Source organism: Variovorax sp. MSC1_012 (assembly GCF_023667525.1).
In the GTDB taxonomy this organism is placed as follows: domain Bacteria; phylum Pseudomonadota; class Gammaproteobacteria; order Burkholderiales; family Burkholderiaceae_C; genus Variovorax; species Variovorax beijingensis_B.
In genome coordinates this window covers 846,155-869,931 of the sequence record NZ_JAMOZJ020000002.1, presented here as the reverse complement: position 1 = coordinate 869,931, position 23,777 = coordinate 846,155, and the positions used below count along the sequence as shown (strand labels likewise).

Annotated in this window: 30 protein-coding genes and 1 pseudogene; 13 read left to right on the top strand and 18 right to left on the bottom strand. The window is 68.2% G+C overall.

What is annotated here, in order from left to right:
* Positions 1-179: 179 nt before the first annotated feature.
* From phnN to phnF, 3 genes are all read right to left on the bottom strand, one after another.
* Entirely contained in the window at positions 180-737 is a 558-nt protein-coding gene (gene phnN / locus L1081_RS29585) for a phosphonate metabolism protein/1,5-bisphosphokinase (PRPP-forming) PhnN (RefSeq protein ID WP_489417048.1), read from the bottom strand.
* A gap of 82 nt (positions 738-819) precedes the next feature.
* Positions 820-1,545, bottom strand: coding sequence for a DUF1045 domain-containing protein (locus L1081_RS29580; RefSeq protein WP_489417047.1), 726 nt, complete (start codon positions 1,543-1,545; stop codon positions 820-822).
* Positions 1,538-2,320, bottom strand: coding sequence for a phosphonate metabolism transcriptional regulator PhnF (phnF, locus tag L1081_RS29575; RefSeq protein WP_489417046.1), 783 nt, complete (start codon positions 2,318-2,320; stop codon positions 1,538-1,540). The genes L1081_RS29580 and phnF overlap by 8 nt, the downstream gene beginning before the upstream one ends.
* Positions 2,321-2,395: 75 nt before the next feature.
* Between phnF and phnG the strand changes: the two genes are divergently transcribed.
* From phnG to L1081_RS29520, 11 genes are all read left to right on the top strand, one after another.
* The gene (phnG, locus tag L1081_RS29570; RefSeq protein ID WP_124959924.1) at positions 2,396-2,914 is read left to right on the top strand and encodes a phosphonate C-P lyase system protein PhnG; all 519 of its coding nucleotides are present in this window, start codon (positions 2,396-2,398) and stop codon (positions 2,912-2,914) included.
* Positions 2,911-3,534: a phosphonate C-P lyase system protein PhnH gene (gene phnH / locus L1081_RS29565; RefSeq protein ID WP_489417045.1), complete on the top strand. Its 624-nt coding sequence runs from the start codon at positions 2,911-2,913 to the stop codon at positions 3,532-3,534. The genes phnG and phnH overlap by 4 nt, the downstream gene beginning before the upstream one ends.
* 1 nt (position 3,535) lies before the next feature.
* Positions 3,536-4,630: a carbon-phosphorus lyase complex subunit PhnI gene (locus L1081_RS29560; protein WP_489417044.1), complete on the top strand. Its 1,095-nt coding sequence runs from the start codon at positions 3,536-3,538 to the stop codon at positions 4,628-4,630.
* Positions 4,627-5,526 (top strand): alpha-D-ribose 1-methylphosphonate 5-phosphate C-P-lyase PhnJ, encoded by a 900-nt coding sequence (locus L1081_RS29555; protein ID WP_489417043.1) that lies wholly within the window; start codon positions 4,627-4,629, stop codon positions 5,524-5,526. The genes L1081_RS29560 and L1081_RS29555 overlap by 4 nt, the downstream gene beginning before the upstream one ends.
* Entirely contained in the window at positions 5,523-6,314 is a 792-nt protein-coding gene (gene phnK / locus L1081_RS29550) for a phosphonate C-P lyase system protein PhnK (protein ID WP_124959928.1), read from the top strand. The genes L1081_RS29555 and phnK overlap by 4 nt, the downstream gene beginning before the upstream one ends.
* Entirely contained in the window at positions 6,311-7,027 is a 717-nt protein-coding gene (gene phnL / locus L1081_RS29545; protein ID WP_062365186.1) for a phosphonate C-P lyase system protein PhnL, read from the top strand. Before phnK ends, phnL begins: the two co-directional genes overlap by 4 nt.
* Positions 7,024-8,181 (top strand): alpha-D-ribose 1-methylphosphonate 5-triphosphate diphosphatase, encoded by a 1,158-nt coding sequence (locus tag L1081_RS29540; protein WP_489417042.1) that lies wholly within the window; start codon positions 7,024-7,026, stop codon positions 8,179-8,181. Before phnL ends, L1081_RS29540 begins: the two co-directional genes overlap by 4 nt.
* 113 nt (positions 8,182-8,294) lie before the next feature.
* Positions 8,295-9,161, top strand: a complete 867-nt coding sequence (gene phnC / locus L1081_RS29535; protein ID WP_489417041.1) for a phosphonate ABC transporter ATP-binding protein — start codon at positions 8,295-8,297, stop codon at positions 9,159-9,161.
* 62 nt (positions 9,162-9,223) lie between these two features.
* Positions 9,224-10,171, top strand: coding sequence for a phosphonate ABC transporter substrate-binding protein (gene phnD / locus L1081_RS29530; protein ID WP_489417040.1), 948 nt, complete (start codon positions 9,224-9,226; stop codon positions 10,169-10,171).
* Between the two features lie 31 nt (positions 10,172-10,202).
* Complete coding sequence (gene phnE, locus L1081_RS29525; RefSeq protein ID WP_489417039.1) at positions 10,203-11,015, top strand: phosphonate ABC transporter, permease protein PhnE; 813 nt, start codon at positions 10,203-10,205, stop codon at positions 11,013-11,015.
* 66 nt (positions 11,016-11,081) lie between these two features.
* A complete protein-coding gene (locus tag L1081_RS29520) occupies positions 11,082-11,729 on the top strand; it encodes an ATP-binding cassette domain-containing protein (RefSeq protein WP_489417038.1) in 648 nt (215 codons plus the stop codon).
* Positions 11,730-11,786: 57 nt separating this feature from the next.
* Here L1081_RS29520 and L1081_RS29515 read toward each other — a convergent pair whose 3' ends face one another.
* From L1081_RS29515 to L1081_RS29475, 9 genes and pseudogenes are all read right to left on the bottom strand, one after another.
* A complete protein-coding gene (locus L1081_RS29515) occupies positions 11,787-12,110 on the bottom strand; it encodes a hypothetical protein (RefSeq protein ID WP_489417037.1) in 324 nt (107 codons plus the stop codon).
* A gap of 65 nt (positions 12,111-12,175) precedes the next feature.
* Complete coding sequence (locus L1081_RS29510; protein ID WP_489417036.1) at positions 12,176-12,472, bottom strand: hypothetical protein; 297 nt, start codon at positions 12,470-12,472, stop codon at positions 12,176-12,178.
* 130 nt (positions 12,473-12,602) lie between these two features.
* Positions 12,603-13,943 (bottom strand): HipA domain-containing protein, encoded by a 1,341-nt coding sequence (locus tag L1081_RS29505; protein WP_489417035.1) that lies wholly within the window; start codon positions 13,941-13,943, stop codon positions 12,603-12,605.
* A gap of 2 nt (positions 13,944-13,945) precedes the next feature.
* Entirely contained in the window at positions 13,946-14,203 is a 258-nt protein-coding gene (gene relB, locus L1081_RS29500) for a type II toxin-antitoxin system RelB family anti-toxin (RefSeq protein ID WP_489417034.1), read from the bottom strand.
* A gap of 103 nt (positions 14,204-14,306) precedes the next feature.
* Positions 14,307-14,579, bottom strand: a pseudogene (locus tag L1081_RS29495) (alpha/beta fold hydrolase); the annotation flags it as partial.
* 41 nt (positions 14,580-14,620) lie between these two features.
* On the bottom strand, positions 14,621-15,325 hold the full coding sequence (locus L1081_RS29490; RefSeq protein WP_489417033.1) for an SDR family oxidoreductase: 705 nt from the start codon (positions 15,323-15,325) through the stop codon (positions 14,621-14,623).
* Between the two features lie 42 nt (positions 15,326-15,367).
* Positions 15,368-16,369, bottom strand: a complete 1,002-nt coding sequence (locus L1081_RS29485) for a zinc-binding dehydrogenase (RefSeq protein WP_489417032.1) — start codon at positions 16,367-16,369, stop codon at positions 15,368-15,370.
* Positions 16,366-16,887, bottom strand: coding sequence for a DUF2147 domain-containing protein (locus L1081_RS29480; RefSeq protein WP_489417031.1), 522 nt, complete (start codon positions 16,885-16,887; stop codon positions 16,366-16,368). The genes L1081_RS29485 and L1081_RS29480 overlap by 4 nt, the downstream gene beginning before the upstream one ends.
* A gap of 43 nt (positions 16,888-16,930) precedes the next feature.
* Complete coding sequence (locus tag L1081_RS29475) at positions 16,931-17,530, bottom strand: TetR family transcriptional regulator (RefSeq protein WP_489417030.1); 600 nt, start codon at positions 17,528-17,530, stop codon at positions 16,931-16,933.
* 185 nt (positions 17,531-17,715) lie between these two features.
* Here L1081_RS29475 and L1081_RS29470 point away from each other — a divergent pair, with 185 nt between their 5' ends.
* On the top strand, positions 17,716-18,144 hold the full coding sequence (locus L1081_RS29470; RefSeq protein ID WP_489417029.1) for a GNAT family N-acetyltransferase: 429 nt from the start codon (positions 17,716-17,718) through the stop codon (positions 18,142-18,144).
* A 360-nt stretch (positions 18,145-18,504) separates the two neighbouring features.
* On the opposite strand, the gene L1081_RS29465 is transcribed toward L1081_RS29470, so the two are convergent.
* A complete protein-coding gene (locus L1081_RS29465) occupies positions 18,505-18,831 on the bottom strand; it encodes a type II toxin-antitoxin system RelE/ParE family toxin (RefSeq protein ID WP_489417028.1) in 327 nt (108 codons plus the stop codon).
* On the bottom strand, positions 18,828-19,109 hold the full coding sequence (locus tag L1081_RS29460) for a YlcI/YnfO family protein (RefSeq protein WP_489417027.1): 282 nt from the start codon (positions 19,107-19,109) through the stop codon (positions 18,828-18,830). The genes L1081_RS29465 and L1081_RS29460 overlap by 4 nt, the downstream gene beginning before the upstream one ends.
* A gap of 228 nt (positions 19,110-19,337) precedes the next feature.
* On the opposite strand from L1081_RS29460, the gene L1081_RS29455 reads away from it, so the two are divergent.
* Positions 19,338-19,895 carry a helix-turn-helix domain-containing protein gene (locus L1081_RS29455; protein WP_489417026.1) on the top strand — a complete coding sequence of 186 codons (558 nt, stop codon included), beginning with the start codon at positions 19,338-19,340 and terminating at the stop codon, positions 19,893-19,895.
* A 31-nt stretch (positions 19,896-19,926) separates the two neighbouring features.
* Here L1081_RS29455 and L1081_RS29450 read toward each other — a convergent pair whose 3' ends face one another.
* The 4 genes from L1081_RS29450 to L1081_RS29435 all read right to left on the bottom strand — a co-directional run bounded on the left by L1081_RS29450 (position 19,927) and on the right by L1081_RS29435 (position 23,760).
* A complete protein-coding gene (locus L1081_RS29450) occupies positions 19,927-20,424 on the bottom strand; it encodes a carboxymuconolactone decarboxylase family protein (protein ID WP_489417025.1) in 498 nt (165 codons plus the stop codon).
* A 55-nt stretch (positions 20,425-20,479) separates the two neighbouring features.
* Positions 20,480-21,469, bottom strand: a complete 990-nt coding sequence (locus L1081_RS29445; protein WP_489417024.1) for a tripartite tricarboxylate transporter substrate-binding protein — start codon at positions 21,467-21,469, stop codon at positions 20,480-20,482.
* A 23-nt stretch (positions 21,470-21,492) separates the two neighbouring features.
* Positions 21,493-22,596 carry an enolase C-terminal domain-like protein gene (locus tag L1081_RS29440; RefSeq protein WP_489417023.1) on the bottom strand — a complete coding sequence of 368 codons (1,104 nt, stop codon included), beginning with the start codon at positions 22,594-22,596 and terminating at the stop codon, positions 21,493-21,495.
* Between the two features lie 81 nt (positions 22,597-22,677).
* Positions 22,678-23,760: a substrate-binding domain-containing protein gene (locus L1081_RS29435; RefSeq protein ID WP_489417022.1), complete on the bottom strand. Its 1,083-nt coding sequence runs from the start codon at positions 23,758-23,760 to the stop codon at positions 22,678-22,680.
* Positions 23,761-23,777: the final 17 nt, after the last annotated feature.

The window sequence follows — 23,777 nt, the reverse complement described above, 5'->3', positions numbered from 1 at the left end:
GGGTGCATTAGACGCTTGATGCATCGCCGTGGCGGACTCATTCCATGCGGGACATCCCTGCCGGGGACCGCGATCTTTCGCTGTCCTGGAAAGTGCGTACATGCAAAGTTCTAACGCAAGGCGCCAATCGCGCGGCGTACGCCGATCGGGTTACCGGCTTCGCGTCTTGCCGCGGCCGCTCAAAGGCAGTTCCATGCCTTCAACGCCTGCTGCAGCTGCGCGCCCGCGTGCGCGAGCGTGGCATCGTTGCGGACCTCGATGGCTGCAATGCCCGGCGGCAGCTGGAAGTCGAGTGCCCTTTGCACGCGCGCATCCACCATCTGCGCGGTTTCACGCCGGCGTGCGAGCAGCCGGCTGCGCAGCGTCTCGGCGTCGGCCGTGATGTGGGCGACAACCAGTTCGGGGAAGAGCCGCACGGCTTCGGGCAGGTAGGCGCGCGAGCCGTTCACGACCACGGTCTTGCCGTTGCAGCGTGCAGCGAGTTCGGTGCGCGCAATGCCGTAGTGCAGGGCGTTGGCCTCCCAGTGCATCGCGAACGCACCGGCCTCGCGCAGGCGCGTGAACGCGGCCATGTCGACGCTGTCGTGCTGCTCGCCCTCCGGCTGCACGGGGCGGGTGATGGTGCGGCGCGCGAAGTGCACGCGGGCATCCTGTGGCAGCCGCTGCCTCAGCCAGTCGATGACGCTGTCTTTGCCCGCGCCCGAAGGGCCGACCACGTAGACCAGGCGGCCAGTCACTGGTGCACCCTTGGCGCTGCGCTCATAAGGCAACCTCCGCGCTTCGCGCTGCGGTATTCGCCTTGGGAGCGGCCCGGATGTCTCATGCACCCAGCGCCATCTGTTCGATGCACACGAAGTCCGCTCGCGGCTCGGGCTCCGCGAACAGGCTGATGGCATCGAAGCGTTGCGCGGGCAGCGCGCCGAAGTGCCGTTGCGCCGCGGCCTGCAGCGCGTGCACTTCGGCCTCGTCGGCCTCACGCAGCGATCCGGTCAGCGAGAAATGAAAGCGGAAGCGGTCGAGCACGAACGGGTAGCCCCAGCGCTGCAGCAGCGCGTCTTCCTCGGGCGTGAGCCCGCTCGCGCGGCGGCGCTGCAGTTCGGCCGGCGGCAGCGGCGCGGCGAAGGCGTGCAGGCCGGTCACGCACGCGCTGGCCATCGCGTTCAGCGCGCGGCTCGGCACCACGGGCACGAGCGCCAGGAAATCGTCGAGCCGCACCACCTGCAGTGCCGGCATGTCGAAGGGCTCCCAGGCCTTGCAGATGTGGCGGATGCCGGTGCGCAGCGACGCCGCGTCCAGGTGCGAGGGCAGGGCGAAGGGCGCCTTCAGCGTGGCATGCCAGCCATAGCGCCGCGGCGCGGCCGTCAGTTCCTGCTGCCGCGCGGGCGGCATCCCGTCGATGGCGGGTTGCGGCAGCGGCTGTCCGCGCGCCGCGCAGCGTCCGAGCCAGTGGCTGCCGGCTTCCCACCACGCACTGCCGACAGCCGGCGCGAAATAGGCCGCGTAGCGATGCGCCGCGCCGCGCCTGCGGGATGCGGCCTCAGTCATCGTGCGCCACCGTCAGCGAGGTGCGGTCGCCCGGGAACCAGGCCCTCGCGTATTCGATCGGCACGCCCGCGGTGTCGACGTTCACGCTCTCCACGAACAGCACCGGCCGGCTGACTGGCTGGTGCAACTGCGCGGCAACCGCGGCCTCGGGCATCTGCGCCGTGATGCGGCTGTGGTGGCGCGTGTAGTCGGCCACGCCATGGGCCTCGAAGCCGGCGGTGATGGAGCCGGTCTCGCGCACCACGGCCTCCAGTCCCGCGAAGCGCGGCAGGGGAAAGAAGCGTTCGCTGCAATGCAGCGGCTGGCCCTCGGCTTCGCCGATCACCTGCAGGCAGAGCAGCGAGCTGCGGGCCGGCACCGCGAGCGAACGCGCCTGCGCCGCGGTGGCGCGCACGGTGCTTGCGCCGGTCACGCGCAACGCGCCGCGCAAACCCGCCAGCGCCATGCTGCGTTGGAAGCGCGGGCGCTTGACCAGGGCGAGGTCGACCGCGAACTCTTCCACGTAGGTGCCGCTGCCCTGCGTCACGCGCAGCAGCCCCTGGCTGCAGAGGTTGGCGAGCGAGCGGCGGATGGTGTGGCGGTTCACGCCGAACTGCTCGGCCAGCGCGTGCTCGGAGGGCAGGCGCTGGCCCGGCGAATACACGCCGCGCGCAATGGCCTCGGCCAGGTCGGCCGCAATGCGGATCCAGAAGCTGTCGCGTGCGGTGCGTTCGGTGTTGGTGGTGGCGGGGCGCGGAGCCAGCGCGGAGGCAGGGGTCGTCGTCGTGCTTGTCATTAAACCTACTTGCGCGCTCTCTAAGCTCGCGTCAGTTGTCGAATTTGTCTATACAACTTCAAGCGTATCACCCTCATGTTTCATGCCTTTGACACAGAACCCGCGGCCCGCCCGCTGCGCCGCGCGCAGTGGCTGGCGATGCTGGCGCGCGCGCCCGTCTCGCTGCTCGAACCGGCGCTCGCGCAGCATGCCGAGACCCCGCCGCAGTGGCTGCGCGCACCGGAGACCGGCCTGGTGATGGTGCAGGGCCGCGCCGGCGGCACGGGCGAGCGCTTCAACCTGGGCGAGGTGACGGTCACGCGCTGCGCGCTGCGCCTGGGCGGCGCCGCGCCGCAGCCGGGCGCCGCAGTGGGCGTGGCCTATGTGCTCGGCCGTTCGCACCGCCATGCGCAGCTCGCGGCCGTGGCCGATGCGCTGCTGCAGGACCCGGCGCAGCAGGCCGCGCTCGATGCCCGGTTGCTGGCGCCCGTGCGTGCGCATCTCTCGGCACTGCGTGCGCAGCGCCATGCACGCGCCCAGGCCAGCAAGGTCGAGTTCTTCACGGTGGCGCGCGAAGCTGGCGGCGCCGACATGGACGAGGACGATTCCGAATGAACGCGAACATGCTTTCCACCCTTGGCGCAGGATTCGCGGACGCCGCACTCGGCAGCCAGGCGGTGTTCCGCTCGGCGCTGCAGGCGCTCGCGCATCCCGGCCGCATCGTCGAGCTGTCGCACGATGCGCAGGTGCCGTCGCGGGGGCACGGCGCCTCGGCCGCGCTGCTGCTGGCGCTGCTCGACCCCGACTGCCGCCTCTGGCTGTCGCCATCGCTCGCGGGCAGCGACGCGGCCGCATGGCTGCGCTTTCACACCGGCTGCGTGCTGGTCGACCAGCCTGCGCAGGCGCAGTTCGCGTGGATCGGCGAAGGCGATGCATGCCCGCCGCTCGATGCCTTCGCGCAGGGCAGCGACGCCTATCCCGACCAGTCGGCCACCTGCGTGATCGACGTGATGGACGTGTCCGCACCGGCCGCAGGAAACGCGCCGCGCTGGACGCTGCGCGGCCCCGGCATCCAGGACCGCAGCGCCATCGCAGTGGAAGGTCTGGCGCCGGCCTTCACCACCCAATGGTCCGCGAACCATGCGCTGTTTCCGCGCGGCGTGGATGTGTTCCTGGCGGCGCCGCAACGCATTGTGGGGCTGCCGCGCACCACCCGCATCGAACAGGAGGCTTGAGATGTACGTTGCCGTCAAGGGCGGAGAAGCCGCCATCCTCGCCAGCTACCGGCTGCTGGCCGAACAGCGCCGCGGCGACACCGGCACGCCGGAGCTGTCGGTGCGCCAGATCCGCGAACAGCTGAAGCTCGCGGTCGACCGCGTGATGACCGAGGGCTCGGTCTACGACCCCGAGCTGGCTGCGCTCGCGATCAAGCAGGCTTCGGGCGACATGGTGGAGGCCATCTTCCTGCTGCGTGCCTACCGCGCGACGCTGCCGCGCCTCGGCGACAGCGTGGCGCTCGACACCGCGCGCATGGCGCTGGACCGCCGCATCTCCGCCACCTTCAAGGACCTGCCCGGCGGCCAGGTGCTGGGCGCGACGCACGACTACACGCAGCGCCTGCTCGACTTCGCGCTGCTGGCCGAAGGTCGGCAGCAGGCCGCGCCGGCGCCCGCGGCCGATGCAGGTACGCCGCCCGCATCCGTCACGCCGCGCGTGGTCGATCTGCTGAACCAGGAGGGGCTGATCGAGACCCGTCCCGTGCCGCCCGGCGACCCCGCACCGGTCGACCTCACGCGTGCGCCGCTGCGCTTTCCGGCCGACCGCGCCACGCGGCTGCAGAACCTTGCGCGCGGCGACGAGGGCTTCCTGCTCGCCATGGCCTATTCCACGCAACGCGGCTACTCGCACAGCCATCCCTTCGTGGGCGAGATCCGCTTCGGCAGCGTGGAGCTCGAACTCGCGCCCGAGGAGCTCGACTTCACCATCTCCATCGGCGACCTGGAAATCACCGAATGCGAGATGGTCAACCAGTTCGCGGGCAGCAAGAGCGAACCGCCGCAGTTCACGCGCGGCTACGGCCTGGCTTTCGGCCACTGCGAGCGCAAGGCGATGGCGATGAGTCTGGTCGACCGCGCGCTGCGCGCCGACGAGCTCGGCGAGCCTGTGGAGGCGCCTGCGCAGATGCAGGAGTTCGTGCTCTCGCACAGCGACAGCCTCGAAGCCTCGGGTTTCGTGCAGCACCTGAAGCTGCCGCACTACGTCGACTTCCAGTCCGAGCTCGAGCTCGTGCGGAAGATGCGCGCCGCCGCCGGCGCGGGAGACCACGAATGACGACCACCACCGAATACAACTTCGCCTACCTCGACGAGCGCACCAAGCGCATGATCCGCCGCGCCATCCTCAAGGCCGTGGCCATTCCCGGCTACCAGGTGCCCTTCGGCTCGCGCGAGATGCCGCTGCCCTACGGCTGGGGCACCGGCGGCATCCAGGTGACGGCCGCGGTCATCGGCCCGCGCGATGTGCTCAAGGTGATCGACCAGGGCTCCGACGACACCGTCAACGCCGTCAACATCCGCCGCTTCTTCGAGCGCACCACGGGCGTGGACACCACCACGCGCACGGCCGAGGCCACGCTGATCCAGACGCGCCACCGCATCCCCGAGACGCCGCTTTCCGAAGGGCAGGTGCTGGTCTACCAGGTGCCGGTGCCCGAGCCGATGCAGCGGCTGGAGCCGCGCGAGACCACCACGCGCACGCTGCACGCGCTGGCCGAGTACGGGCTGATGCACGTGAAGCTCTACGAGGACATTGCGCGCTACGGCCACATCGCCACCACCTACGACTACCCGGTGCTGGTGAACGGCCGCTACGTGATGTCGCCGTCGCCGATCCCGAAGTTCGACAACCCCAAGATGCACATGAACCCCGCGCTGCAGCTGTTCGGCGCCGGCCGCGAGAAGCGCATCTATGCGGTGCCGCCCTACACGCCGGTCGAAAGCCTGAGCTTCGAGGACCATCCCTTCGAGATCCAGCGCTGGGACACGCCCTGCGCGCTGTGCGGCGCGACCGACAGCTTCCTCGACGAGGTGATCACCGACGACCAGGGCGCGCGCATGCATGTGTGCTCGGATTCCGACTACTGCGAGTCGCGCCAGCCGGCGGACAGCGCCGCCGATGCGCGCGATCCGGCGACCGATTCGGCCACCGTGGACGGAGCCCTCGCATGAGCGCGGTGCAAGCTTCCTCCTTGCCGCTGCTGCGCGTGCGCGGCGTCGGCAAGCGCTACGGCGACCGCGTGGCGCTGCACGACGCCTCCTTCGACCTCTGGCCCGGCGAGGTGCTGGCGGTGGTCGGCGAATCGGGCTCGGGCAAGTCGACCCTGCTCGACGCCATTGCCGCGCGCAGCCGCCCCGATGCCGGCAGCGTGCAGTTCCATGTGCGCGGCGGCGGCCTGCAGGACGTGTTCGCGATGACCGAGGCCCAGCAGCGCCTGCTCTCGCGCACCGACTGGGGCTTCGTGCACCAGAACCCGGCCGACGGACTGCGCATGGACGTCTCGGCCGGCGCCAACGTGGGCGAACGGCTCATGGGCCTGGGCGAGCGGCATTACGGCCGCGTGCGCGCCACCGCGGCCGACTGGCTGCAGCGCGTGGAGATCGATCCGGCGCGCATCGATGACACGCCGCGCACTTTTTCGGGCGGCATGCGCCAGCGCCTGCAGATCGCACGCAACCTGGTCACGCAGCCGCGGCTGGTGTTCATGGACGAGCCGACCTCGGGCCTCGACGTGTCGGTGCAGGCCCGCCTGCTCGACCTGCTGCGCCAGCTCACGCGGCAGATGCAGCTCGCGGCCATCGTTGTCACGCACGACCTGGCGGTGGCGCGGCTGCTCGCGCACCGCATGGTCGTGATGCAGCAGGGCCGCGTGGTCGAGACCGGCCTCACGGACCAGGTGCTGGACGACCCGCAGCACGCCTACACCCAGCTTCTCGTTTCCTCGGTGCTCCAACCATGACGACCCCCTTGCTTCTTCTCCAGGGCGTGGCCAAGCGCTTCACGCTGCACCACCAGAACCAGCTGGAGCTGCCGGTGTTCGACGCGGTCGACCTCAGCGTGAGCGCGGGCGAATGCGTGGTGCTCGACGGCGCCTCGGGCCTGGGCAAGAGCACGCTGCTCAAGCTCATCTATGCCAACTACCGCGCCAGCGCGGGCCGCATCACGGTGCAGGCGCCGGCCGGTCCGGTGGACCTGACCGAGGTGGCGCCGCGCGAGCTGGTGCGCCTGCGGCGCGACACCATCGGCTATGTGAGCCAGTTCCTGCGCGTGATCCCGCGCGTGCCCGCGCTCGACGTGGTGGCCGAGCCGCTGGCCGAGGACGCGGGCGACGACCCCGCGGGCATCGAGGCCGCGCGCGCCGAGGCGCGCCGCTGGCTCGCGCGGCTGCGCATTCCCGAGCGCCTGTGGCACCTGCCGCCGGCCACCTTCTCGGGCGGCGAGCAGCAGCGCATCAACATCGCGCGCAACATGATCAAGCCCAAGCCGCTGTTGCTGCTGGACGAGCCCACCGCCTCGCTCGATGCCGCCAATACGGCCACCGTGATCGAGCTGATCCGCGAGGCCACGGCCCGCGGCGCGGCCATCGTCGGCATCTTCCACGACGCCGAGGTGGGCGCCGCCGTGGCCACCCGCCGTGTCAACGTGGGCGACTTCAGGAGCACCCGGCCATGAGCGCAGCACCCATCGTCTTTTCCAACGCGCGCATGGTGCTGGCCGGCGAGGTGGTGCATGGCGCGCTCTCGGTGGCTGGCGGGCGCATCGAGGCGCTGGGCAGCGGCGCTACCGCCAGCGGCACGCTCGACCTCGAGGGCGACTACCTGTTTCCCGGCCTGGTCGAGGTGCACACCGACAACCTGGAGCGCCACCTGATGCCACGCCCCAAGGTGCAGTGGGCCGAGATGCCCGCGCTGCTCGCGCACGACGCCGAGGTGGCCGCCGCCGGCATCACCACGGTGTTCGATGCGCTGGGCGTGGGCGAGTCCGACCCCGAGAGCCTGCGCGGCAGCACCTGGGACACGCTGCTCGACGTGCTCGACGGCTGCATCGAGAGCGACCTGCTGCGTGCCGACCACCACCTGCACGTGCGCTGCGAGCTGCCGGCGCCCAACACCATCGAGCTGTTCGAGCCGTTCCGCAACCATCCGCGCCTGTCGATGATCTCGCTCATGGACCACACGCCGGGCCAGCGCCAGTGGGAGAACATCGAGGTCGCGCGGATCTACTACACCGGCAAGAAGGGCTGGAGCGACGACAAGTTCGACCGCCGCGTGTCCGAGGCCGTGTCGCTGCAGACGCGCTATGCGCAGCCGCACCGCCGGCACTTCGTCGAGCATTGCCGTGTGCACGGCATTGCGCTGGCGAGCCATGACGACACCACCGTGGCGCATGTGGAGCAGGCGCATGCGGAGGGCGCCAGCATGTCGGAATTCCCGACCACGCTGGCGGCTGCGCGCGCGGCGCGCGAACGCGGGCTCGCCAACATCATGGGCGGGCCGAACGTGGTGCGGGGCGGCTCGCACTCGGGCAACGTGGCCGCCGCCGAGCTGGCGCGCCAGGGGCTGCTCGACATCCTTTCTTCCGACTACGTGCCCGGCAGCCTCATGAGTGCCGTGATGCGGCTGGTGGACGAGGGCATCTGCACGCTGCCCGAGGCGGTGGCGATGGTGAGCCGCGCACCCGCTCGCGCGGCCGGCCTGCACGACCGCGGCAGCCTGGAACCGGGGCTGCGCGCCGACCTGGTGCAGGTGCGCATCACCACGCTGGCCGACGGTGCCAGGCATCCGGTGGTGCGCGGCGTGTGGCGCCAGGGACGGCGCGTGATCTGAGGGTGCGATCCGGGGGCGCGGCCGCGGCTGTCGCCGCAATGTCGCGCAGCTGTCGCGCGCATGTCACGACGCCTCGCGAGACTTCACTTGTCTAGACGACTTTGGAATCCAAGATGACCGGTGTCCTGCGCATCCACCAACTGAACAAGCACTTCGCCAACGGCCGGCATGCGCTGCGCGACGTCAACCTGGCCGTGAACCGCGGCGAAATGGTGGCGTTGATCGGCGCCTCGGGCTCCGGCAAGTCCACCTTGCTGCGGCACGTGGCGGGCCTGGTGGCCGCCGATGGCGGCACCGATTCGCTGGTCGAGATCGACGGCTGCTGCGTACAGAAGGGCGGCCGCATCCACCGCGACATCCGCAAGGTGCGCTCGCAGGTCGGCTTCGTGTTCCAGCAGTTCAACCTGGTGGCGCGGCTGCCGGTGCTGGTGAACGTGCTCGTCGGCTCGCTGCACCGCATGCCGTGGTGGCGCAGCTGGCTGCGCATGTTCACGGCGCAGGAGCGCGCGCTGGCGCTGGAAGCGTTGGGGCGCGTGGGCATTGCCGACTGCCATGCGCAGCGCGCCTCCACGCTGTCGGGTGGCCAGCAGCAGCGCGCGGCCATTGCGCGCACGCTGGTGCAGGGCGCCAAGGTGGTGCTGGCCGACGAACCCATTGCATCGCTCGACCCCGAGTCCTCGCGCAAGGTGATGGAGATCCTGGCGCGCATCAACCGCGAGGACGGCTGCACCGTGATCGTGTCGCTGCACCAGGTCGACATCGCGATGAAGTACTGCCCGCGCGTGGTGGCGCTGAACCAGGGCCAGGTGGTGTTCGACGGGCCTTCCTCGGCGCTGACGCCCGCGCTGCTGCGCGACCTGTACGGCGTGCAGGCCGACGAGCTGTTGCGGCCCGCCGCGCCGGCCTCGGCGACCGAAGGCGCCAACGTGCACGTGCTGAACCCGGCGGCTCCCGTGTCGTGGGCTGCGCAAGCCGCATAGGCCGCGAAGAAGAACGCGCCTTTTCTTTCTCTCTTCATTCAAAAATTTCGCTGGAGCCATCCATGATCAAGAAACTGATTGCCGCCACCGTGCTGGGCCTCGGCCTTGCCGGCGCATCCCTCGCGCAGGACATCAACTTCGGCATCATCTCGACCGAGGCGACGCAGAACCTCAAGGGCGACTGGCAGCCGCTGATCGACGACATGAGCAAGCAGACCGGCCTCAAGGTCACGGCCTTCTTCGCACCCGACTACGCCGGCATCATCGAAGGCATGCGCTTCAACAAGGTGCACATCGGATGGTTCGGCAACAAGTCGGCCATGGAAGCGGTCGACCGCGCGGGCGGCGAGGTGTTCGCTCAGATGGTCAACGCCGACGGCACGCAGGGCTACTACTCGCACCTGATCGTGAACCGCGAGAGCCCGCTCAACACGCTCGACGACGTGCTCAAGAACGCGAAGAACCTGAGCTTCGGCAACGGCGACCCGAATTCGACCTCGGGCTACCTGGTGCCGGGCTTCTACGTCTTCGCGCAGAACAAGCTCGATGCCAAGTCGATCTTCAAGGTGACGCGCAGCGCCAACCACGAAACCAACGCGCTGGCCGTGGCCAACAAGCAGGTCGACGTGGCCACCAACAACAGCGAGAACCTCGAGAAGGTGAAGGAGCGCTTCCCAGAGAAGTTCAAGGACATCAAGATCGTCTGGACCTCGCCGCTGATTCCGCTCGACCCGCTCGTCATGCGCAAGGACCTGCCCGAGGCGACCAAGGCCAAGCTGCGCAGCTTCTTCTACAACTACGCCAAGTCCGATCCGCGCGAGAAGGAGATCGTCATGAAGATCTCGAAGCTCTCGGGCTTCAAGGAATCGAGCGACAAGCAGCTGCTGCCGATCCGCCAGCTCGACCTGTTCGGCCAGCGCACCAAGATCGAGGCCGACGCCGTGCTCGGCGATGCCGACAAGAAAGCCAAGCTGGCCGACATCGACAAGAAACTGGCCGCGCTGAACTGAGCGCCACCGCCGCTGCACTGCTGTGTCCGCCATGCAACCCACGGTCCATATCGTCCGCCCGAGCCTGTCGCCTTCGGCGTCCGCCGCTCCCAAGCGCAGCCTCGCCTGGCAGCTCTCGTGGGCGGGCCTGCTGATCCTGCTGGCCGCGTCCTGGAAGGGCGCCGACATGCGTCCGTTCGAACTCTGGCGCGATTCCGGCAACATGGCCACCTACGCGGCCGAGTTCTTTCCACCGAACTTCACGCAGTGGCGCATGTACCTGCAGGAGATGGTCGTCACCTTGCAGATCGCGCTGTGGGGCACGGCACTGGCGGTGGTGAGCGCCGTGCCGCTTGCGCTGCTGGCTTCCGCCAACATCGTGCCCTGGTGGATCTACCAGCCGGTGCGCCGCCTCATGGACAGCTGCCGCGCCATCAACGAGATGGTGTTCGCAATGCTGTTCGTGGTGGCCGTGGGCCTGGGCCCCTTTGCCGGCGTGCTGGCGCTGTGGGTGCACACCACCGGCGTGCTGGCCAAGCTGTTCGCCGAAGCCGTGGAAGCCATCGACCCGCAGCCGGTGGAAGGCATCCGCTCCACGGGCGCCAGCGCGCTGCACGAGATCGTCTATGGCGTGCTGCCGCAGGTGATGCCGCTGTGGATTTCGTATGCGCTCTACCGCTTCGAGTCGAACGTGCGCTCGGCCTCGGTGGTGGGCATGGTGGGCGCGGGCGGCATCGGCGTGGTGCTGTGGGAAATCATCCGCGGCTTCCAGTACGCCGAGACCTGCGCGGTGATGCTGATCATTGTGGTGAGCGTGAGCGCCATCGACCTGGCTTCGGCGCGCATCCGCAAGTTCCTGATCTGAGCTGAGGGCGGGGCAGGGAGGGCGTCCGCGGGCGAGGCAGAATCCCGCGAGGACTTCCGCACGCACATGAACGCCCCGACATCACCCGCCATCCTCCAGGTCCACGACCTGGGCTTTTCCTATCCCGGCCAGCCCGCGCTCGCATCCGGCTGGTGCGCTTCGGTGGGCGAGGGCGTCACGCTGCTGTATGGCGACACGGGCAGCGGAAAGTCGACCCTGCTGCGCGTGATTGCGGGCATGCTTCCAGCGGCCGGAAGGCTGACGCTCGCAGGCGCGCGCCTCGACGCGAAGCCCGAGGCCTACAAGCGCAACCTGTTCTTCTGCGACCCGGCCACCGAAGCCTTCGACCAGGTCACCGCGCGGGCATGCACGGCCACCCTGAGCGAGGGCGATGCGGGATTCGATGCGGCACTGTGGCAGGCGCTGGTCGAAGGCTTCTCGCTGGTGCCGCACATCGAGAAGCCGATGTACATGCTCTCGACAGGATCGAAGCGCAAGGTCTGGCTGGCGGCCGCGCTGGCCTCGGGCCGTCCGCTGGTGCTGCTCGACGAACCCGAGGGCGCGCTCGACGCGCGCTCGATCGGCTGCCTGTGGAAGACCATCGCGTCCCTGGCCGGGCGCGCGGGCCATGCGATCGTCATCGCCAGCAGCGCGCGCCTCGAACACGTTCCGCAAGTTCCGCTCGTCGGCTGCATCGAACTGCCGCTGCGTTGAGCGCTCCAGCGCGAGAGGTTCATTCCAGAGCGCTGGCTCCCCAGTCGCGATCCGCGGTCAGCGGCCCTCGCACTTGACCTCTTCCTTGAACACTTCGCGGCTGGCCTCGAGCTTGACCTTGCACGGGCCGTCCCGGAACTCGTCCTTCCATTCCCCTTGCCAGGTGGCCCCGACGCCGTCCTTGCACTTGACCTCGCGCTTGAACTCGCCTCGCTTCGACTCCTGCTTGACCTCGCAGGGTCTGGCCCAGCGGTCGTCGCGCCAGTTGCTTTGCCAGTCGCCGCGCCGCCAGCGCTTCTTCGAATCGTCGTCGTCGGCGAAGGCACTGGGGGCGGCGATGGCGGAAAGCAACACGAGTGCTGCGGTGGCTCGAATGGACATGTCGTTCTCCTTGGCAAGGTGCAGCTGCTGCTTCGAAAGCGTGTGCCGGCGGCAAGCGCTCGCGCTCAGCGCCGATACGGATTGTGGGGACGGCGGTCGTAGCGGTCGGGCACGCCGTCGCGGTCGCTGTCCCGGCGCGCATGGCGGTAGTCGCCGCGGCGGCCGTGGCGATAGTCGGCATGGCGGTCGTGACGGTGGTCGTAGCCGTGCCGCACCACGTGCCGCGGCGGGGGCGGCGGAACAACGACCACATGCGGTCGATAGCCGTGGTCTCCATGGTGCGGCTGCGCTTGCGCAGGAGCGCTCAGGGCGGCCAGAGAGAGCAGGGCGGCCGTAGCCAGTGCGAGGGACAACTTCTTCATTGCAACTCCTTCGAGTCGTTGTATTCAGGAGTTCCCATGCTGAGGGCGCAATGTGAAGGGCCGGTAAGGCTGCGGCGAATTTCCGATGAACTTTTTGCCAGGCATTCCGGCATGCGCGGGCGCCGCCTCCCTAGACAGGCGGCATCCCCTTCAGCGCCCTCGCGGAACGGGCAAGCCCTTCGAGAATCCTGCCCGACACCGCGGCCGGAAACTGCGCGGGCAGGCGCGCAGCGATCCGGTCGATCACGCCCGGCGTTGCTGCGAGCACGCGCTGGATGATGTTCTCGGCATCCGGGCCGTAGTGGCACTTCTGCGCCATGGCGTTGAAGTGGCGCCGCTGGATGGTCTTGAAATGGTAGTGCCTGCTCTTGCCGGACAGGGCCATCGCCAGCTTGGCCTCGTGCCTGGAGAACTGGTTCGGGCCGTTGCCTTCCAGGGGCCAGATGGACATCACGTCGTAGAGGGGCGTCAGCCTGTAGCGGCCCATCGGGAGCCAGGCAATGCTGAAGTTCTTGGCGTGCCCGTCGGGCGCGCCCAGCATCCAGAAGAGCAGCTGCGCGGTGAGGAGCGTTGCCAGGTCTTCCTGTGCGTTGACCGAATTGCGCAGCACATCGGCCAGGTCGGTCATTCCCGGTCCGCCGTCCGCTTCGTATTTCAGGTGCGACGGCTTGCCGAGGGTCTGGCAGAAGTCTTCCTGCGGCAGGCGCAGCCACCAGTTTCCGGAGGAGTGCAGCCGGCGGTCGAAGCGCTCGACGGCCAGCACCTTCTGCGAACCGAACCGGAGCATCGCGGTCCGGGGAACGGGAACGCCGTACTCCTGGAGGATGTTCAGGCAGAGCCACTCGTTCTCCACCGATGTGGTGAAGTCGGCCTTGCGATGGCCGACCAGGCCCAGCGGCAACTTCAGGATATGCGTGGTGGGGGTCGAGCCCTGCGGACGCACCCACTGGCCCTCGTGCCACAGAAGAGCGGTTTTCTCCTGGGCGCCCGCCAGCGAGATGCGCAGTTCGTCTTCAGGCACGGCCTGCGTGGCGAACCTGCCCGGATCGACCGTCTGCTGCAGGAGCTGTTCGACGCCGGCTTCGCTCATCGGCTCGCCTTCGATGCGTTCCACATCGGCTGGGCTGGCGTTCTCTCCCAGCAGCTGGATGGCTCCGACGCAATCCCTGCCGATCGCCTGCAGAAGGTCGAAGGCCTGCGTCGTCTGCGTGCCGAAGCGGCTCGCAATGCGCTGGCGGATGGGCAGGCTGTCCGGCAGGAGGTTGTCGAAGTAGTTCCGGACGACAGCGCCTTTGTGAGTGAAGCCGCGCACCAGTGGCAATGAAAGCGAGAGCGGGCGCCCGGCGTGCGAATCGGCCCAGGCATCGTCATAGCGCAGTTCGTCCGCCCCGTGCGCGGGGATGCGCCAGCTGCCGACCCGTTCACCGTTGGCCCAGATGGAAAGTGCCTGGAGGCCCCGTGCGCGTGCCACGCTCACCACTCCTGGGAAGGGGCCTTGCTGCCGGTGGGCGCGGGCTTCTTGGAGCCCACCACCATCTCGAGGCCCAGCACGCCGAAGATGGCCAGCAGTTGCTCCAGGCTCAGCGAGCCCGGATTGAGCTCCATGTGGGACATCCGGCTCTGGCTGATGCCGAGGCGCTCGGCCAGCTTGACCTGCGTGATGCCTGCTTCCTTGCGCGCGGCCTTGAGCAGTACGCCGAGCTGGGAGGGAACCGAAAGGACTTGCTGCATATCGATACCAATGAGGTTGGTATCCTGAGATTACCCACCAGATGGGTATTTGTCAAAAACCCATCACATAGGTGATTGAATGAATACCCATGAGATGGGTAACCGCCCGGAAGCGCCGTCCTCGCGCCAGGTACGCGGCGATCGTGATCTTCTTGTCGCGGTTCTCCGAACGTTCCTTCAACCGCGCGAGAAAGGCCCTGCGGGCCTCGATGCCGCTCGGCGTGCGGGTAAGGAACAGGAACTGCTTGGGATCCTGCCCGGTGAGCAGACCCCGCAGAAGGTCGTGGTGCGCGACCCTGGCCGCCGCGCTGATGCCCTCGCCGGCCATCTGCTCCACCGAATCGGACGGCGAACCGCTGGACGCGCCGACGCCGCGGGCGGAATGGATGCCGTTGGAACGTCCGCCCAGCGGTGCACTCAGGCCACCTGCGGAAGGTAGCTCGGCCTGGGCGCCGTCATTGCCTGCTTGACCTGCTGGGTGAGCTCATCGGCCAGCACCTCGTCGAGGCCCGATTCGAGTCCGTCGAGCGCGCGCTTCACGATTGTCTCGGGGCTCGTCTTCGGCACATCGAATCCGCGCGTGAGATCGGTGTCGACATAGGCCATGTGCAGCGCCAGCACCTGGGTGTGCTGCGCCGCCAGTTCACTGCGCAAAGCATTGGTGAGCGACCACGCGGCCGACTTGCTCGCCGAATAGGCCGCCAGCTCGCCGCCGTTCACCCACGAGGCGATCGACAGGACGTTGAGCAGTGCGCCGCCGCCGTTGGCCTTGAGAATCGGCGCGAAGGCCTTGCTCATGCGCAGCACCGCAAAGAAGTTGGTCTCGAAGATGCGCCGTGCGATGTCTTCGCTATCGGCCGCGAGAAAGCCGCCAGGCTGGGCAATGCCGGCGTTGTTGACCACCAGCGTCACATCGGGCGCCGCCGCCGCCGCGGCCGCCACGTCTTGCGGATTGTTGACGTCCAGGCGCAGCGCCTGAGCGCCGGTTTGGGTCACGGTTTCGGGATTGCGAGCGCCCACGTAAACCTTGCGTGCGCCGCGGGCCAGCAGCTCGCTCGCGAATGCCAGGCCGATGCCGCGATTGGCGCCCGTGACGAGGGCGACGGAATTTTCGATCTTCATGAGGAATCTCCAAAAAAGAGGGGAACAGGAAATGAACAGGGCTCACTTGAGCTTGACGACGACCTTGCCCTTGGCGCGACCCGCTTCGACATAGGCCAGGGCCTCATTGGTGGCGTCGAACGGAAACACGCGGTCCATCACGGGCCGGATGGCACCGGCCTCGATGAGGCGCGTGATCTCGCGCAGCTGGCTCCCGTTGGCCTTCATGAAGAGAAACGAGAAATCGACGCCGCGACTTTGGGCCCTGCGCCTGATGCCTGCGCTCAACAGCCGCATGACCAGCTTCACGAAACCGGGCGCCCCGATCTGCTTGCCGAACTCGGGATCGGGTGGGCCGGAGATGGTGATGAGCTTGCCGCCGCGCTTGAGCACACGCAGGGATTTCTCGAGCGTCTTGCTGTCCTGGCTGTTCAGGACCACGTCGTAGTCGCGCAGCACATCCTCGAAATCCTGCGTCCTGTAGTCGATGGCGACATCCGCGCCCAGGCGCTTCACGAGCGCGACATTGGTCGGGCCGGTGGTCGTGGCGACGGTGGCGCCCAGGTGCTTGGCCAGCTGGATCGCCAAGGTGCCGACGCCGCCGGAGCCCGCCTGGATGAAGACCTTCTGCCCCTTCTTCAGCCCGGCCTTCTCGACCAGCGCCTGCCAGGCCGTCAAGGCCACCAGCGGAATGGACGCGGCTTCTTCCATCGTGAGGCCCTGGGGCTTGGGCGCGAGCGATGCCTCCTTGACCGCAACGAACTCGGCGAAGGTGCCGATCCGGAAATCGTCCGCCCGCGCATAGACCTCGTCGCCCGGCTTGAACTGCCGCACGCGCGGGCCGACCTTGGCCACGACGCCGGCCACGTCATGGCCCAGCACGAGGGGCAGGCGGTACGGCAGGATGAGCTTGAACTCGCCATTCCTGATCTTGGCGTCCAGCAGGTTCAGGCCCGCGGCATGCACCTCGACCAGGACCTCGTCATCGCGCAGCTCCGGCAGCGGCACGTCTGCCGATCGCAGCGCCCCCTTTTTGGCGTATCGATCGAGAACAAATGCTTTCATGGTCTTCCTTGTTCCTGGCGTACCCAGGTCTGTGAACGGCCCAGCATTGGCACACCGATGTAGCCGCGCACGCTGAGCTTCTTGCCGTTGTCGGTCAGGCGCACGGTGCTGCGATAGACCTTGCCGTTGTCGGGATCGAGAATCTGGCCGCCGGCATATTCGTCGCCGTTCTTGCTCAGGCCGCTGAGGATCACCAGCCCGACGACCGGTGCGTTCCTGTTGGCGCCTTCGCACTTGTCGCAGGTCGGATTCGGGTCTTCGTTCGGGGCCGGGAACACCTTCTCGATCTTTCCCTGGAGAACACCGTTCGATTCGGTGAGGCGGATCAGCGCGCGCGGCTTGCCGCTGACGTCGTCGACGTTCTTCCACAGGCCAACGGGCGATGTCTGGTCCGCCCGGGCCGGCATCATCGTGAGCGCTGCGGCCGCGGTGAGGCCCTGGAAGGCGAGCGCGACAAGGAGCGGGAGCGCGCGGAGGCTGCCGGCCGGACGTCGTTCATGTCGCATGATAATCATCATATTTGTTGGCGAGAAAAAAGTGGTTCGTGCCGCGGTGGCGGATTCAGGCCGGAGCCAGGTGCTTCAGCGCGGCCTCGCACAGGCCGGCCGACAGCGCTGGATCGTCGACCGCACGCGCCAGCAGCAAGGTGCCCACCATGGTGGCGACGGTCACGAGTGCGCGTTCATGTGCGGCGGGCTGTCCCCAGTCGGGCGACTGGCGCGCGACGAGATCGATCATTTCCTTGACGTGCCGGGTGGTCACCCGGCGGACTTCGGCGGCCTGGCGCGGCGTTTCCGAGCCCAGCGCGGCCAGCGGGCACCCCATTTCCGCGTGCGCCACGTGTTCCGGCGAGAGATAGGCGCGCAGCATGGCGGCCAGGGCCTGTCTGGGGGGAACGTCGGAGGCGATCTTCGCCGCCGCGGCGGCCGATTCGGCGCAGGCCCGGCCCGCGGCTTCGGCCAGCATGGCCTCGCGCGACGGGAAGTGGGCATAGAAGGCGCCATGGGTCAGGCCGGCTTCCTTCATGATGTCGGCCACGCCGGTGCCGTCGTAGCCGCTGCGGCGGATCGCCCGGGCAGCCACGGACACGATGCGCTCGTGCGAGGCTTCCTTGGCCGCTGCCCTGACGCTGTGCTTTGTATTTCGCATGATGTGCATCATACAATTTATTCGCTGAGACGCAAGCGCGCAGGGTTGATCCGGCCATGGCCGCAGCAGGGTTGCCGCGGCAGAACGTTCGTCTTCCCATTCGGAGGCTCAGCGCCTTCGGTGGAAGGACGGCCACCGGCCCGGAGCCGACCCGAAGACCGGGCAGAATCGGCCGCCCGCAACATCCTGAGCCTTCCATGACAGCCTGGACCATCGCCGAAGCGACACAAGAGGAAGTGAAATCGGGCGAGCTCGGTCGACGGCTGCGCCATTTCAACTACGGTTTCGTGGGCGAGTATCCCGAGCAGCGGCACATCCGCCTCAACGCCAGGGACGGGAATGGCCGGTTGCTCGGCGGACTGCGAAGCTTCGTGTTTCTCTGCTGGCTCAACATCGACGTGCTGTTTGTCGAAGCCGACGTGCGCGGCTCGGGCCTGGGCAGTCATCTGCTCGCCGAGGCCGAGCGGCAGGCCATCGAGTTGGGCGCAAGGGACGCCAAGCTCGAGACCTTCGAGTGGCAGGCGCGCGCGTTCTACCAGAAGCACGGCTACGAGGAGTACGCGCGCATTGAAGGCTACGCACACGGCTTCTACCTGGCGTCCATGAAGAAGACGCTGGCGCGCTGAGGCAGCAGCGCAGGCTTGCTTTGGCTGCCGGCCAACACCGAACGTTCCCGGCCGCCTGCCAGTCGCCCGTCAACTCCAGAAGCGTGACCATCGAGGCTGGTCTGAACATGAAGACTGGAGAAGGGCCGGAGTGAGCGACTTGCCGGCGCGGAGTTTTCGTGCAGCAATCGGCATTTCTGTCCGTCAATCCTTGCGTTGAGTCGCCTTCTCTGTCTGGTGGCATCGGTGGGCGGGCGCCTCTTGATGGACGCTGCCACGGGGTCGAGAAGCCTCTCTTGGGCGAGTTCTGCCGGAGCGGTGAACGGCTGGTTGTGGCCGAAATTCTGCCGCACGCCCGCCGCGCGTACAGCCGCAATGGGCTCAGTGGTAATCCTCTTTGCGCTGATGACGAACGGCCAACACCTTGACCTCCCGCCCAGGAAGGATTTCGTAAAGGGCCACATAGCCTGTGGAACCAAGGCCTACGATTAACTCTCGGCGCGTTGTACGCCTGCCATCTCCCGCTTTCCGATACGCCCAAGGATTCTCGGCCAGCCGCTTCTTGATACCGGTGCGAAGTTGGTGCAAAACATGCTGAGCTTGGTCCAGTTCCTCCAAGGTCTCTGACCGTACGACGAGGAACTCGAACAACCGCTCAAGGTCATCCTCGGCCTGCGGGGTCATCTCAACCCCGAACAACTCAGTCACGTGCTGGGGCTTTGCAATTCGCGGCGTCGTGCATCGATGCGGGCCTGGAGGCGGTCAAACACTTCGTCCACGGGGTGCGAAACACCGGTTCGCAAGTAGTCCTGCCAAGCGGCCTCGCCGCGCGCGAGAAAGCGCGTCTGGACTCGACGGAAGTCAACGGCCCGGCGTACCGCATCGGCCACAAAGGTGCTGATGGTTTCTTCTTTACCCAGGACCGATTCCAGCTCGGCACGCAGTTCCGGCTCGACGCGAACGGCAGGCAAGGTGCACGATTTCATGACAGCAAGCGTAGCACATTTGTAATGCTTTCGCCGTTTGTCCCGACGCTGACATTGGAAGGTGACGAGTCTGGGTGTTCCGACATACGCGCCGCACGGTTATGCATCTGGCCCGAGCGGCGCAGCCGGAATCGCCAGGCGGAATGTCGCCCGCCGGTGCCCGTTTCGTGCAGCACCACGTCGCCGCCATGGCGGATCGCGACGGACCATGCCACCGCGCACATCCCGGTGATTTATCTCACCGCCGGCGCCGCGCTCGAGGAGCGGCTGACCGGTCTGCGAGAGGGCGGCGTCGACTACATCCTCAAGCCCTTCGAACCCGAAGAGGTGCTGGTTCGCGTCGCGGTCCACCTCACGCTCGCACGCCGCGGCGCGCAACCGCCGGAGGGCGTCGCCGAGGTGCTCCGCAGGCCGCCGGCGTCCGAAGACGAAGAACCCCACGACCCGGACCGCGTGATCGTCACGGCCGCGCAGCGGCTCATCGAGAGCGACCTTGCGAACGTGCCACCGCTGCCGGCGCTCGCCGCACGCGTGGGCACGCACGAGAAGCGGCTGACGCGGGCGTTCCGTGCGCACACGGGGAGGACCGTGCTCGAGTTCGCGCGCGAGGCGCGGCTGTTGCGTGCGCAGCATCTGCTCGCCCAGACGCCGCTCGGCATCGAGGAGTTGGCGCATGCGATCGGGTTCTCGGGTGCCGCGAATTTCACGACGGCATTCAGGGAACGCTTCGGCAGCACGCCCGCGGCGTATCGGCGGCTGTATCGCGGCTCCGTGTGCGGCGCCTGAAGCGCTGCGTTCCGCTCAGCCAGCGCAGCGCCTAGGCGGAGCAGGCCGGGGCTTGAGGGACCTGCACATTCAAGAGCAGGGCGACGGTTCCAGCCAGTCCGCAGAATGCAACCAGTTCGGCCGTGCCGTGTTCTCCGAAGTGCCGCTGTACTTGCTCGAACACGTCGTCTGCGACGCGGTGGTGTTCGGTGAGCGCCAGGAAGAACCGGCCTGCGGCCTCCACGGGTCCGCCGTCCTCTGGAATCTTGCCGGCCGCAATCGCGTCGACCATCTCCAGCGAAAGTCCGGCCGACAAGGCCTTGGCTGCGTGAGTCTCCCATTGGTGGCGGCATTGCTGCCTGTGCGCGGTCATGAGAAAGACCGCCTCCAGCACCTGCTGCGGCAGCGTGCCGGTCCAAAGCTCGGTCGAGAGTTGCTCCAGAAGATCGGCAATTCGGGGGCTCCCCAGCAGTGGCAGGTAGGGGGCCGGCACGCGGCCGCGCCGCCGTTCGATCAGGTCGTAGGCCGCGCGCTGTTCTGTGGAGCGCAAGGCCGCGACCGTCGCAGGGAAACGAGGGGCTGCATGCGGGCTTGCGGGCGTCGTCTCAGGCATTGGGCTTGATGTTGCCGGCCTTGACCACAGCGGCCCATTTCTCGATCTCCTGGCGAATGCGGATCCTGAACTCCTCGGCGGTGCTGCCGATCGGCACGAAGCCGAGCTCGATGAGCTTCTGGTGCAGCGGACCCGCGCGCACGGCTTGGGCCGCGATGGACGACAGCCGGGACACGGTGTCCGGCGCCAATCTGGCCGGACCGATCAAACCGAAGATCGGCGTGGCGTCGACGCTGGGCAGCCCGGCTTCCTGCATCGTCGGCGTGTCGGGCAGTTGCGCGGCCCGGCGCATTCCGGTGACTGCCAAGGCGCGGACGGTGCCCGCGCGGATGTGGTCGATCATCGTGGGGACCGTGGTGAACCCGAACTGGACGTGACCCGCGAGCAGGTCGTTCAGTACGGTGCCGCCGCCCCGGTACGGCACGTGGTTGATGTCGATCGCGGCGGCCTTGCGCAACTGCTCGCCGGCCAGGTGCGGCGCACTGCCGACGCCGGCCGATCCGTAGTTGAGGCTGCCCGGCTTGGCCTTGGACAGGGCCACGAACTCCTTCAGCGTTGCTGCGGGAACCGTGCTGTGCACGATCAGCACCAGCGGCGCCGTTGCCATGAGCGAAATTGGCGCGAAGTCCTTCTCCGTGTCGTACGGCAGCGCGCTGCCGAAAAGCCCGGGGTTGATCACGAACGCCGTGTCGACGAAGCCGAGCGTGCGGCCGTCAGGTGCCGCGGTGGCGACGGCACGCGTGCCGATCTGCGTGCCGGCACCTCCCCGGTTGTCGACAATCACCGGCGCCGCGACGGCGGGCTCCAAGGCCTGCGCCATCAGGCGGCCGAGCGTGTCCGTGGCGGCACCCGGAGGGTAGGGCACGATGAGGCGGACCGGCGTCTTCGTGTCTGCGAGCGCGAGGCGACCCGCGCCGAGCGAAGCCATCAACGAAACCGCGGCGCCACCGAGGATCAACGAGCGCCTTTTGTGCATGGGCATTTTTTGTCTCCTGAGAACAAGCTCTAGACGCGGCGCACGAAGCCGCTGTCGAGCAGCGCTGCTTCCGGGTCGGCGCCCAGCCCGGGCCGGTCCGACAGCTGAAAGGCGCCGTCGATGCAGGGCACGGTGTCGCCGTAGGGCGTGAAGCCGAGATCGCAGAAGAGTCGCTCCACATGCACTTCGTCCTCCTGCGCGGCCAGCACATGCAGCGTGGCCAGCAACCCGGGGCCGAAGAAGGCCGACTGCGGTGCGCAGTGCACGGCGCTGCCGGCACACTCGCGCGAGAGCCGCAGCAGCGTGGTGACGCCGCCCGATTTGATCGCGCAGGGCTGCAGGTAGTCGACGGCCTGGGCTCTCGCCATGGCGCTCAGTTCATGCACGCTGCTGGCGTTCTCGCCCGCGGCGGTCGGCACGCCGGTTCGCACGCGCAATGCGCGAAGTGCCTCGGTGTCCTCCGGCGGCCAGAGCGGCTCCTCGATCCAGTGCAGGCCGAAGGCCGCCATCCTGGCCACCACCTCGTCGGCCTGGCCGACCGTCCAGGCGCAGTTCGCGTCGACCATCAGCGGCATGTCCGGGCCCATCACGCCGCGCGCAGCGGCCACGGCCTCGGGTGTCTTCTCGTGCAGCTTCACCTGTTGGAAGCCGGCCGCCAGCGCACGCTCCACATTCCTGGCCACCAGCGCCGTGTCGCCGTAGTACTGAAGCAGCGACGCGTACGCGGGCAGGCGCGTGCGTCGCGCTCCGCCGAGCAGGACATGCAGCGGCACGCCGGCGATCTTCGCCCTCAGGTCCCAGATCGCGATGTCGAGGCCGCTCAGCGCATGCAATACCGGCCCCGAGCGGCCCATGTTGTGCAGCGTGCGTTCGAGCGAAGCCATGAGCTCGGGGTCCGCCGCGTCCCGGCCCGTCGCGAGAGGGGCGACCCGGCTGCGAAAGATCGCCGAAAGCGCGTCGAGTTCGGCGCCATACGATTCGCCCCAGCCGACCAGGCCGTTGTCGAGTTCGACGCGCACAAGGCCGCTGTCCAATGTGGTTCTCGGCCGCCCGGCGAACAGCGGTGCCGGCGCACCGTGGTCGAAGGGCAGTCGAAGCTGGAGACAGTCGATCGATCGAATGGTGGTGGACATCTGGCTTGCTTTGATTGTTTGGTAGCGCTACCAAAAGCCGATGGTACGGCCCTATGCGGTCCCGCGTGTGCGGGTTTCTATCTAGGCGCTCTCGCGCGTCACGATGGAGAAGCCCACGTCGACCTTGGCTTCTTCGACCTCGAGGCCTTCGCTGCGGCTCACGATGAACCGAGCCGCGAGCTGGCCGATGCGCGTGCTGTCGATGCGCACGGTGGTGAGCGAGGGCGAGACATCCGCCGCGAAATCGAGGTCGCCGAAGCCGACCACGGCGAGGTCCTGCGGCACGCGCAGGCCGCGCGCCGCGGCCTCGGTGACGACGCCGAGCGCCAGCACGTCCGAGCTGCAGAAGATGGCGTCGGTCTCGGGCTGGTGCCGCAGCATCTCGCCCAGCGCCTGGCGGCCGCTGCGCACGGTGGCCGGCGCCACCACGGTCTCGACCTGCACAGCGACCGCGCGCCCGCGCGCCGGGCCGCGCAGCGCCGAGTCGACGAAAGCGCTGGCCCGCCGGGCCGCGCGCTCGTGATTGCCGCCGATGAACCCCAGGCGACGACGGCCGCGCTCGATCAGGAACGTGGCCACGGCGGTCGCGATGGCCTCGTGCGAGAAGCCGACCAGCATGTCGATCGGGTCCTGCACCATGTCCCACGTCTCCACCACGGGAATGCCCGAGGCCACCAGGCGCCGCCGGCCGGCCGCAGAGGGCACGACGCCGCCCAGCACGATGCCGTCGGGCCGACGTCCGATGATGGCGTCGAGCAGGGCGTCCTCCTTCTGCGTGCCATAGCCGCTCTGGCCCAGCATCAACTGGTGGTCGCGGGCCGCGAGTTCGGCGATGAGGGACTGCACCATTTCCTGGAACACCGGCCCGGCAATCGAAGGGACGACAGCCGCGACCAGGCGGCTTCGCTGGGAGGCCAGGCTTCCGGCCACCCGGTTGGCGACGTAGCCCGTCGACTCGACTGCCGCGCGAACCTTCGCGAGGATGGCGGCCGAAACCTGCTCGGGCGTGTTCAGCGCGCGCGACACGCTCATCGCGGAGACGCCCGCCAGGCGAGCGACTTCGAGCAGGGTGATGCCGCCGGCGACTCTTCCGCGGCGCGGCGCAAGAGGCGAGGGCGCGGAACGTCCTGCCGCGGCAGGTTGTTTGTTCGAAGGGGTCGGCATGGACGGTGGCAAGGGGC